We start from the raw sequence: 11,789 nt of genomic DNA, 5'->3' as shown, positions 1-11,789 counted from the left end.
ACTAGTACATTTTCAGGATTATTTTTTTATTTATGCTCTTTCCCAGAAAAATGGTGGTTCAATCCCCAAAGCTCTTAGATATACATATCCTTGTCCTCTATGATGAATTTCATTATCGATAAAATATAGAATATTCTGAATAATAGGGAATTCGTATTGTCCGAAAAGATTGTATACTTCGCAGAAATTCTCAATAGTTAATTTTGCGAAATTTTTATTGATTTCTTCTGTGTCTTCGTCCCATAATTCTAGATACTGCGCTTTTGTTTTTAATCCTTCTGTTGCTTTTTCATCGAATGGTTTTGTCTCACGTGTCACAATACTTTTTAGTGCTGGCGCAGCAATGGCTAAAAGTTCATCCGTTAGTTTTGAGAAAGTACGCATTCCTCCGATTGAGAATTCAAAAAAATCTTTTTCTGGGAATGCTTCAATTACGCGACGTGTTAAGGCGCGGTGTCCTTGCCAATGTACTAATAAATCTTGTGCACTGATTACTTGTGCTGTTGTCGTTGCTGTTTCCATAATTATATAGCGTTTATTTGTTTATACTTCAAAAGTAAATACGCCTGGTGACAACAGTTTGTCAGTAGGTTTTTCATTTTAAAAAAATCTTTAAATCGATTATGAATTTGAGGCTAAAAAATCTTCGTACCTTTACTGCTTTGCAATTCTAAAGAAATGATTGAAGATAAAACACCACAACGTACCAGCTTGTCTGAATTAGGAGAATTCGGACTTATAAAACATCTTACGAAAGATTTTGAACTCAACCAACCTTCTACTGTAAAAGGTATTGGAGATGATGCTGCCGTTTTAGATTTTGGAGCAAAGAAAACCGTAGTAACCACTGATTTATTAATTGAGGGTGTTCACTTCGATTTGGCTTATATGCCATTGAAACATTTAGGATATAAAGCTGTCGTTGCAAATGTTTCTGACATTTATGCTATGAATGCTAATCCTACCCAAATTACTGTTTCTATTGCGGTATCAAATCGATTCCCCCTAGAGGCTTTGGAAGAATTATATGATGGAATTGCGATGGCCACTCAAATCTACAATGTCGATTTAATTGGCGGAGATACAACTTCTTCTCAAAAAGGATTAATCATTAGTATTACTGCTTTAGGTGAAGCAGAAGAAGACGAGCTTGTTTACAGAAGCGGTGCTGAAGTAACAAACTTATTGGTTGTTACTGGAGATATTGGAGCTGCCTATATGGGATTACAAGTATTAGAGCGTGAGAAACAGGTATTCCAAGTGAATCCTAATAGCCAGCCTGACCTTGATGCATATACTTATTTAATTGAACGTCAATTGAAACCGGAAGCGCGTAAGGATGTTCGTGGTTTATTGAAAATTCTGGACGTTAAACCAACTTCTATGATTGATATCTCGGATGGTTTATCTTCAGAGATTATTCATTTATGCAAGGAATCGAATGTAGGTTGTAATCTATATGAAGATAAATTACCCTTGGATCCACAATTGATTGCTACTTGCGAAGAATTTAATCTGGATAGTACTACAGTAGCTATAAATGGTGGTGAGGATTATGAATTACTATTCACTATTGATATGAAGGATTTTGAAAAAATCAAGGGGAATCCTAACTTCTCCATCATTGGTCATATGACAGCGGAAAGTGAAGGAATTCATTTAATTACCCGTGCTGACACAAAAATTCCTTTGAAAGCTAGAGGCTGGAATGCCTTGTCTGAATAATACAATACTGCCTAAAAATGCAAAAGCGTTACAATTTCCATTGTAACGCTTTCTTTTTTAAAAACTCAAAAAAAAAATTATGTAAACCGATATAAGATATATAAATGGTTAAGTCTTTTGGGAAGGCTAAAGGGTGGTTATTTATATATTATATATCTGTAATGGGTTTTAGGCAAACTATACCTTATTTTGTCTAGATGAAAATCGGATTATAACTTCGCGCTGTAAACATAGTTTTTCCCCGTTTGCGAATAAAATATGCATTTTTCAAATACAATCTCATTCACGAATCTATTTCCATCTATCATAAAAAATGTACTTTTTTTAATTCAAAAAGAAGTACATTTTTCATGTATTATTTTCTCCTATAAACCTATTACAAATCTATATAGTTCTTTCGAAATGTGGTTACGGGCTTCACGCATTTTTATTACGGTTTTCCCGTAAATTTTTTACGGAATAGCCGTATTTGCTGGGGAAATGTTAAATAAAGCCTCTAAGTTTGGCTTCACGGATCAAGTCTTCATCCGTTCTTACTTTAAATAGTTCTTTAATGTTCAGTTTTCTTTTTTCAACTGTACTTAAAGATAACGAAGTATGTAAAGGAATATTTTTTGTTTTCACACCTCGGGAAAGGTGGAATAATATTTGGCGATCCAAATCGTCAATTAACACATCTTCATTCATCGACTGACTGATGTATTTCACAACGGTTTGACTGTAATAATTCTCATTTTTAATGATTTTATCAAAAGCCAATAGCAATTCATCAAATGTCAAATCATTTTTGATGATGAGTCCATTTGGATTAATTGTTTTAATAATACTACTGATTTTCAATACTTCCGTATGCATGGTCAACAATATAATTCTACAGGCTGGAATAGTTCTTTTTAGCAATTTTGCTAAATCTTCTCCTGATAGTATATTTTTCTCCACGTAGGGTGGCATGCTGATGTCTAGAAAAGCTACATCGAAAGGAACAACATTCGGGTTTGTGATAATCTCATATGCAGCCTTACAGTTACTTGCTTGGGTTATTACTACCTCCTGATCGGGAGTTTGGTAACCTGCAATCGTGTTTTTATAAGCCTCAATAATAAAGGGATGATCGTCAACCATTAATATGTTCATAATTTTCGCCATAGGTTTATGTACGTAAAGGTACACAAATTGTTATAATTGTTCCCTCACCAACTTTAGATTTAACACCAAAATCACCGTTTATAGATTCCGTTCGGTGTTTCATATTTTGCAATCCGATACCTTTATTTTTCTTATTGGTATCAAATCCTTGCCCATCATCGGAAATTACAAAATTCAAAGTAGCATCCTTTTTAGTGATTTCAACTGTAATTTTCTTTGCTTTTGCATACTTATTAATATTCTGAAAGGCTTCTTGCAAAATTCGGTATAAATTAATCTTTACAGCATTATCGACTGTCTCCCACTGAATCTTTTTATCCATACGTAGGACAATATCCGTATTGGACAACTTCTCCTGTTGTTCAATCAGGTTATTAATAATTACTAAGAAGTTATTCGTAACATAATTGGTTTCGGTATTCAAGTCATGTGATATTTCTCGAATGTCTTCTTCTATACTCTTTAATTCTGTAATATAATTATTGCGGTCTTTTATAGCACTTTCATCTTGTCGCTTATTCAAACTATCTAAATTAAGGCGTGTTCCAAATAATCTTCCCAAAATTCCATCGTGCAATTCTTGTGCAATACGCTTCTTCTCCCCTTGTCTTACTTCTTCTATTCGATCTTGTTGAAATAATAATAAGTTATATATTTCCTCATTTGCTTTCTGTTGCGTTTGTTTCATTTCCAACTCCTTATTACGAGTACGTTGGTAACGAATTACAAAAAGTAGAATACCCAATATAGTAACAATCCCAGACCAAAATAGAATATTACGATTTTCTTTTTCTAACTTTTCTTTCTGAACAACCAATTCGTTGGTTTCAAATTCGATACGGGCCAATTTGTTTCGCACTTTACGCTCTACTAACTGCAAGCTATCACTAATTTTAATATATTCTTTCGAATAATTTGCTCCCTCAACCGGATTCACTTCATTTAATTGCTTTAATGAAAGTAATACATCCCTAGCACTATTTGTTTCTTTTGATAAATCATATGCCTCAAAAGCAAATCGTTTAGCCACAATTGTATCATTTTTACTCTCATAATATTCTGACAAATGGATTTTATTAATAATAATCCCTGGCGAAATCTGCAAACTATCTCTGATACTAAGCGCTTTATAAAATAAATCAGGAAGCTCTTTAGTCTCGTTTAGTTTAAATTCTGCATAGCCCAAATTATCTAAAAGCATTGCATACAAAACTGGTTGATTAACTTTTAAGTTCTCTCCTTGTAATGCTATTTTATAACTATTCAAAGCTTTTTTATAAGCTTCCATATTTTTATATAGAACACCAATATTATTTAATGATTTTGCTTTTAATTGCAATGTTGGATCAATATTCTTATCAGTGACATAATTTAATGCTTTGTTATGATATTCTATTGCTTTATCAAATTCCCTTAAATCATTATATACAATTCCAAGAAGGTTATAAATCTCATATACCATTTCATAATCATTCGAGTTTTTAAAATATGATAATGCTTTAAAAGCTGATATCTCACAACCTTGAAAATCACCCTCACTATATTGCACATATGCTTTATTTAAATGCATTTTCCCTACATTCATTTCATCTCTTAAAAATGCATATAACTTCTCTGCTTTATAGTAATATAGATAAGCACTATCATTAATTGTAATATCCTTATAGTAATTCCCAAGGTATTCATATGATCTAGCAATACTAGCCGTATCCTTTGCTTTTATTGATTTTTCTAAAATGAAATTGACCACATTTTCATACTTATCTTGCACAGTCATATCATAATATCTATTAGCAACCTTAAACAGATTTCTTCGATAAAAAGAATCATTCTCCCTAACCATTAAAAAATCATAGGCTTTGCCATTAAACCTAATACGTTCGTCTTTAGTTAGACTATCTGCTTTTGCCCATTTCAAATAAAGTGATAGACTATCCGTTCCATCAGCTATATCATTAAAAGCTTTCTTTTTACTGCAACTTGCAAAAATCAACAAACCAATAAATACTATATAAATTAATCTCTTCAAAATTTAGAAAATTAGGATTTAGACAACACTAACAAATAAACATAAAAATGGACAATTTACAATGCAAATAATCATTCCTTATTCAGTTTATAATTTGTTTTTCCAAAAAACAAAAAAAGCTACCCAAATGGATAGCATTTCAATGATTCTTTTATGACAATATATTTAGTCGTTATTCTTAGTACTACCAGTAAGTACTTCACCTGTCTCACGTGACATTAATGTAGTCGCCTGTCCATTCGCTTGAGCTCCTTGAGCTTGAGCTTGTTCTAATTCTTCTACTGTACATGAGTTTACTACTAATGCAAATCCAAAAAGTCCGATAAATAATGCTACTTTTTTCATGATGTTTTTGATGTTATGGGTTTGATAAATATTTTGTTTTTCTTTTCGTTCTAGTTCTTTAATTTGTAAGCAAATAAATAATTTATTTCAATACGAATATCATTTGATATATAACTTTTTACAAATTTAACAATGGTGTAAAACTAAAATTTTGATTACTCCTAATCAAAGTTTCCATAATCTATATAGTAGGTAGGCTTCATCTGAATGTAGATGTAGTAGGAATCGGGGTAAATGAATCATTATTACATCCCTTTGCTGTCCGCATTTGGGATCAAACTAATGATCAGATCAACGTTTTTCTTATAGGTTTTTGAAAAAGGCAGCTTCACTTTGGAATTTTTCACATAACAGGCTGCATTTCCTAAATGTATTCTCGACACATAATTGATATTAATCATATAGCTATTATGTATCCTCACAAATCGTGATGGTAACGTATTCTCAAAATGTTTTAACGTTTTAAAAGCTGTTATAGTATCTCCATTATTAATTATCATGTCCGTAGAATTATTATCTGCTTTTAAATACACAATATCTTGTGTATCAACAAAACGGTAATCTCCATAGGATTTCAAGCAAATAATCTGATTCTTAGCTTCTTTTACTCCGTATAAGTCAACATTATTTTTGCCAATAGTACGAATTTCTAATTTTTCTTCCAACATTATTTTATGAAATCTCATCATCGCCTTTCTTAATTCGTCTCGATCTACTGGTTTTACTAAGTAATCATACACATTGTGTTTTATCGCCTCATAGGCAAAATCTTTGCGTGGAGTAATAATAATAATTTTTGGAAGTGTATTTAAATAGGAATAGAGTTCATTAATTAACCCAAAAGATAGCTCACTTTTTTTATCCATTGGATCAATTTCCAGAAACACCAAATCCGGACTATGTTCTAATATTAAATTAATCCCTTCGGTATAATTCTGTGCTTCTCCAAGCAGAACAAAATTAGGAAAGGCACCCATTTCCGTTTTAATGTTCATTAAACTCTTGGCATCGTCATCGATTATTACATAGGTGCTTTTCACGGGATTTGTCATATTAATTCTAGTCGTACTAAATTAGTCCTAATTCTAAAAATACGACTAATTCTATATGTTAAAACATCATTTACATATCCCCAAAAACAAAAAAGGCTTCCTATACAGGAAGCCTTTTAAATTATACTAAATTCTTAGGTTATTCTTTTTCGATTACTTTTTCTGGAAACAATCTAGATGCTACAATCGATAGAATCAATACCCCTCCTACAACAATCAATGAATACAGCGACTCAATATGATAAAATGGTGCTATAACCATTTTGATACCAATAAAGGCAAGGATAACCGCTAAACCGTATTTCAGCTTATTAAATAAGTGAATTGAATTGGCCAATAAGAAATACAAGGATCTTAATCCTAAAATCGCAAATATATTGGAAGTATATAATATAAATGGATCATCTGGGGCTATTGCAAAAATTGCTGGAATAGAATCAACTGCAAATAGTAAATCGGTGAATTCAATCACCCCAACTACAACCAATAAGGGTGTTGCTAATTTTTTACCATTTTCAAAAGTGAAAAATTTATCTCCATCATAATTCTTACTTACTTTGAAAAGTTTGTATACCACCTTTGCTCCAGGGCTTTTTGTAAAATCTTTATTCTCATCTTCATCCTCTTCTGCAAACCATGATTTGATTCCAGCATAAATAAGGAATATACCAAATAAAGTCAAAATGATATTTGGCCTGAAGAATTGTTTTCCATGATAATCAATATGTACTCCTTCTGCGTGCTCTAAAATGAAGTTCCATCCTCCAATGCTCATCTCTGGCAAATAGGTCAACTTGATTAATCCTACTCCCGCAAAAATAAAGAATGCACGTAAAATCAAAGCACCTACAATACCCCAAAAGAGTACTTTATGTTGATGTCCTCGTGGTACATTAAAGAAACCAAACACCATAATAAAAACAAAAAGATTATCAACCGATAATGCCTTTTCAATCCAATAGGCAGACTGGAACTGGGAGAATTTTTCTACCCCCATGGTATAATAAATAAATCCACTAAAAATCATCGAGAAACTAATCCATACTACGGACCAAATTGCCGCTTCACGATTTGAAATCACATGGCTTTTCTTATTGAAAATACCTAAATCTAACAATAACATCACAATTACGACAACAGCAAATCCAGTGATTAATCCCGGATGGTTTATTAAGTGATCCATTTTTTATTATGTATTAATTAATGTTCTTTGAATTGAACTTTTTGTTGTGATAGCAAAAACTCTCCGAAATGGAGAGTTTTTATTTTTGTTTATTTTATTAACTAAGCATTCATTTTCATTAGCCAGTTTTTCATCGATACTTCTTCGCTGATGATTCCTTTTAACTCCGAAATCTTTACGCGATCTTGTTTCATTGTATCACGATGACGTATCGTTACGGTGTCATCTTCTAATGATTGATGGTCTACTGTAATGCAAAATGGCGTTCCTAATGCATCTTGACGTCTATAACGTCTTCCTACAGCATCTTTTTCATCATACGACACGTTGAAATCCCATTTCAGATCTTCAATAATTTTACGGGCAGCTTCAGGTAAACCATCTCTTTTAATCAATGGCAACACTGCTGCCTTTGTAGGTGCTAATACCGACGGCAATTGTAACACTGTTCTTATTGATCCATCTTCCAAAACTTCTTCTTTCAAAGAATTCGAGAATACGGCTAAGAACATTCTGTCTAATCCTACAGATGTTTCCACCACATAAGGCACATAATTCTTGTTCAGTTCCGTGTCAAAATATTGTAATTTTTTTCCTGAAAATTCTTCATGTGCTTTCAAGTCAAAATCAGTGCGTGAGTGAATTCCTTCCAATTCTTTGAATCCAAAAGGAAAATTAAACTCAATATCTGCTGCTGCATTAGCATAGTGTGCTAATTTTTCATGATCATGAAAACGGTAATTTTCTTTTCCTAATCCTAAAGAAAGGTGCCATTTTAAACGGGTTTCTTTCCAGTATTCATATGATTGCATTTCTTCTCCTGGACGTACAAAAAATTGCATTTCCATTTGTTCAAATTCACGCATACGGAAAATAAATTGTCTTGCTACAATCTCATTTCTAAAGGCTTTACCTGTTTGTGCTATACCAAAAGGAATTTTCATTCTTCCTGTTTTTTGTACATTCAGAAAGTTTACAAAAATACCTTGTGCTGTTTCTGGACGCAAGTATAAGTCCATCGCTGTATCGGCAGATGCTCCTAATTTTGTACCAAACATCAAGTTGAATTGACGTACTTCTGTCCAGTTTCTAGATCCCGATTCTGGGCATGCAATTTCTAATTCTTCAATTAGTGCTTTTACATCTCCTAGATTCTCTGTTTCCAGTGAACGAGCCATACGCTCTAAGATTTCTCTTTCTCTGGTTTTATATTCTATAACTCGTGCATTTGTCGTTACGAATTCTTGTTCGTTGAACGCTTCACCAAAACGAGTTCTTGCTTTTTCTATTTCTTTTTGAGCTTTCTGATTTAGTTTTTCTGCATAATCTTCAATCAGTACATCTGCTCTATATCTTCGTTTTGAATCTTTGTTGTCGATTAATGGATCATTAAAAGCATCCACGTGGCCTGAAGCTTTCCAGGTTGTTGGGTGCATTAATATAGAGGCATCAATACCTACAATATTTTCATGCATCTGAACCATTGATTTCCACCAATATTCACGAATATTTCTTTTTAATTCTACACCGTTCTGAGCATAATCATATACTGCGCTTAAACCGTCATAAATTTCGCTTGACGGAAATATAAATCCGTATTCCTTTGCGTGCGAAACTACATTCTTAAATAAATCTTCTTGTTTTGCCATACTGCAAAAATATAAGTTTTAATTGATAATTGATAGCCTTAATATAAAATTGGTACTTCCTCAGTTTTAATGCTTAAAATTTCATATTTTGTAGTTTTATATTGTATTCTGAACCTATTTACAGATAGAGTGTTAATCAAAAAAGCGTTATAATGAAGAATCCTCAATTTCGTAGCGAATTCCCGAAAAAACCTTTTCAAAGAATTAGTTTTTTAACAATGTTTAAAAATATAATTCATCTAATCTTTCCAAAAACCTGCGCAGGCTGTAGTGTTCTTTTAATTGCCAATGAGAATATTATTTGTACAACTTGTAGGCATAATCTTCCACTTACTCATCATCATCGGACTACCGAAAATAATGCCACACATAAGTTTTATGGTCGTCTCCCTATTGAATATGCTTCTGCCATGTTGTATTTTCATAAAAAAGGAATTGTACAGCAATTAATTCATAATTTAAAATATCGTGGACGTCAGGAAATTGGAAAAGTGCTTGGTGAATGGTACGTGAATGATCTTAAAAACAGCATCAATAACATTGATTATATTGTTACTGTTCCTTTGCATAAAAAAAGACTCCGAGAACGAGGCTATAATCAGGTACTGACTTTTTCTACTGCTTTATCAAAGGGTCTACAAATCCCAATGCATAATGCCCTTCTTTTCCGCAAAAAATATTCTAAAACTCAAACTCAAAAAAACTTATTAAAACGGACTTCCAATAGGACCGAAATTTTTGATGTTCTTTTTACAGAGCAGGTACATAATAAACATTTTTTATTGGTAGATGATGTACTCACAACGGGTGCTACTTTAGAACAATGTGGAAATGCTTTATTAAAAATACCCGGCGCACGGCTCAGTATTGTAACGATTGCCCAATCTCAGTCCTAAACAATTTCTTAAAAGATTTCTTTTACACTAAATATAATCGTTATTTTGTCACACTTTTAAATGCTGATTCATGTTGAGAAATCGTAGTTTTTACATTTTTTTTATAATTATTGCACTTGTTGTTAGTTGTGCAAAGAGAGGAAATATTACAGGTGGTGATAAAGATATCGACCCACCAGTAATGATTGGGAGTTCCCCTGAAAACCTCAGCACTGACTTTAAAGGAAACTTGATCAAAATTTATTTTGATGAGTATGTAAAATTGAAAGATGTACAAAAACAACTGATTGTCTCTCCTCCTATGAAGAGAGCACCGGAAATTAGCCCTATGGGAAATGCCAGCCGATATGTTACTATTAAAATTCTAGATACATTACAACCTAATACAACTTATAGTTTCAATTTTGGTCAAAGTATTATTGATAATAATGAAGGGAATCCGTACCAACAGTTTAAGTATATTTTCTCTACAGGATCTGAAATTGACTCTTTATCTTTAACTGGAACTATAAAAAATGCTTACACAAAAGATGTTGAATCGTTTGTAAGTGTTATGTTATATGAAGTAAATGATAAGCTGACTGACTCTATCGTTTACAAAGAAACACCACGATACATCACCAATACATTGGACAGTTTAAAAGTCTTTAAATTGGAAAATCTAAAAGAGGGGAAATATCTTTTAGTGGCCATGAAAGATAAAAACAACAACTACAAATTTGATCCTAAGACGGATAAAATAGCTTTCAGTAATGAATACATTACTATTCCTCATGAAGGAGAAGTTGAGTTAAAATTATTTCAAGAAAAATTACCTTTCAAAGCCTTTAAACCAGTTCAATCGTCTGGTAATCGTCTTATCATGGGTTATGAAGGGGATTATAAAAAGAGTACAATTACTGTAAAAAACGGAAAAGATATTCTTCCAAACATCATTACTCAATTTCCAGAAAAAGATTCCGTTCAAATATGGTATCCTTCTGTAAAAACAGATTCCTTACATATTAATATTGCAAAAGATGACTACTCTAAGGACTTTGCGATCAAAATTAAGGATCAGAAGAAAGATACTTTAAGTATTACTGCAATTCAATCGGGTGTATTAAATTTCAGAGATAAACTTAGTTTAAAATCTACTACTCCTCTCGTAAAATTTGATCAATCTAAAATAAAATTAATTAATAAGGATTCTACTGCTGTTGCCTATAAAATGGAATATGATACTATTAATCAACAGTTATCTTTTGACTTTCCAAAAGAGCCTTCTAACAAGTATACTTTATCACTACTACCGGGTGCTCTAACTGATTTCTTTCAAAAGGCAAATGATAGTCTCAAATTTGCCGTAACAACACTAAACACTACTGAGTTTGGTAATCTAAAAATCACTTTAGAAAATGTAAAAAGCTTCCCCGTTATTGTGGAACTCACCAATATTAAAGGAGATGTTCAGGCTTCTTATTATAGTGAGAAAGAAACCGTCATTGACTTCATCAACATCAAACCTGACTTATTCACTTTAAGGGTTATCTATGATACCAATCATAATAAAGTGTGGGATACTGGTAATTATTTAGAGAAACGTCAACCTGAGGAGGTAATTTATTTCCCAAAGGATGTTGATGTTCGTGCCAATTGGGATGTTGATCAGGTTTTCAGGCTACCTTAAATAGTCCATAAACTTATTTACATCATTCTCAAGCCTCTATTTGTTGACTTTTTTTCTGTAAAAATTCATTTCTATTGCATTTTAACATGTGAAAC

The 11,789-nt window shown here is 32.3% G+C and carries 10 protein-coding genes; 3 read left to right on the top strand and 7 right to left on the bottom strand.

What is annotated here, in order from left to right; all coding sequences use genetic code 11:
* Positions 1-30: 30 nt before the first annotated feature.
* Positions 31-522, bottom strand: a complete 492-nt coding sequence (locus tag P6733_RS07650; protein WP_306351968.1) for a DinB family protein — start codon at positions 520-522, stop codon at positions 31-33.
* Between the two features lie 156 nt (positions 523-678).
* Between P6733_RS07650 and thiL the strand changes: the two genes are divergently transcribed.
* Positions 679-1,725: a thiamine-phosphate kinase gene (gene thiL / locus P6733_RS07645; RefSeq protein ID WP_306351967.1), complete on the top strand. Its 1,047-nt coding sequence runs from the start codon at positions 679-681 to the stop codon at positions 1,723-1,725.
* 483 nt (positions 1,726-2,208) lie between these two features.
* Here thiL and P6733_RS07640 read toward each other — a convergent pair whose 3' ends face one another.
* From P6733_RS07640 to P6733_RS07615, 6 genes are all read right to left on the bottom strand, one after another.
* On the bottom strand, positions 2,209-2,859 hold the full coding sequence (locus P6733_RS07640) for a DNA-binding response regulator (RefSeq protein WP_306351966.1): 651 nt from the start codon (positions 2,857-2,859) through the stop codon (positions 2,209-2,211).
* Positions 2,860-2,875: 16 nt separating this feature from the next.
* Positions 2,876-4,900, bottom strand: coding sequence for an ATP-binding protein (locus P6733_RS07635; RefSeq protein WP_306351964.1), 2,025 nt, complete (start codon positions 4,898-4,900; stop codon positions 2,876-2,878).
* Between the two features lie 165 nt (positions 4,901-5,065).
* The gene (locus tag P6733_RS07630; RefSeq protein ID WP_306351963.1) at positions 5,066-5,245 is read right to left on the bottom strand and encodes a hypothetical protein; all 180 of its coding nucleotides are present in this window, start codon (positions 5,243-5,245) and stop codon (positions 5,066-5,068) included.
* A 245-nt stretch (positions 5,246-5,490) separates the two neighbouring features.
* Positions 5,491-6,297, bottom strand: a complete 807-nt coding sequence (locus tag P6733_RS07625) for a LytR/AlgR family response regulator transcription factor (RefSeq protein ID WP_306351961.1) — start codon at positions 6,295-6,297, stop codon at positions 5,491-5,493.
* Positions 6,298-6,436: 139 nt separating this feature from the next.
* A complete protein-coding gene (locus tag P6733_RS07620) occupies positions 6,437-7,480 on the bottom strand; it encodes a TerC family protein (protein ID WP_306351959.1) in 1,044 nt (347 codons plus the stop codon).
* A 101-nt stretch (positions 7,481-7,581) separates the two neighbouring features.
* Complete coding sequence (locus P6733_RS07615; RefSeq protein ID WP_306351957.1) at positions 7,582-9,129, bottom strand: glycine--tRNA ligase; 1,548 nt, start codon at positions 9,127-9,129, stop codon at positions 7,582-7,584.
* Between the two features lie 218 nt (positions 9,130-9,347).
* On the opposite strand from P6733_RS07615, the gene P6733_RS07610 reads away from it, so the two are divergent.
* Together P6733_RS07610 and P6733_RS07605 are read left to right on the top strand one after the other, a co-directional pair.
* On the top strand, positions 9,348-10,025 hold the full coding sequence (locus P6733_RS07610; protein ID WP_306351955.1) for a ComF family protein: 678 nt from the start codon (positions 9,348-9,350) through the stop codon (positions 10,023-10,025).
* 70 nt (positions 10,026-10,095) lie between these two features.
* Positions 10,096-11,694, top strand: a complete 1,599-nt coding sequence (locus tag P6733_RS07605; protein ID WP_306351953.1) for an Ig-like domain-containing domain — start codon at positions 10,096-10,098, stop codon at positions 11,692-11,694.
* Positions 11,695-11,789: the final 95 nt, after the last annotated feature.

Origin of the sequence: Flavobacterium aerium, assembly GCF_030766725.1 — a bacterium.
GTDB lineage: Bacteria > Bacteroidota > Bacteroidia > Flavobacteriales > Flavobacteriaceae > Flavobacterium > Flavobacterium aerium.
Note: the sequence above shows the minus strand (reverse complement) of the source record. Positions and strands in the feature narration are given on the sequence as shown.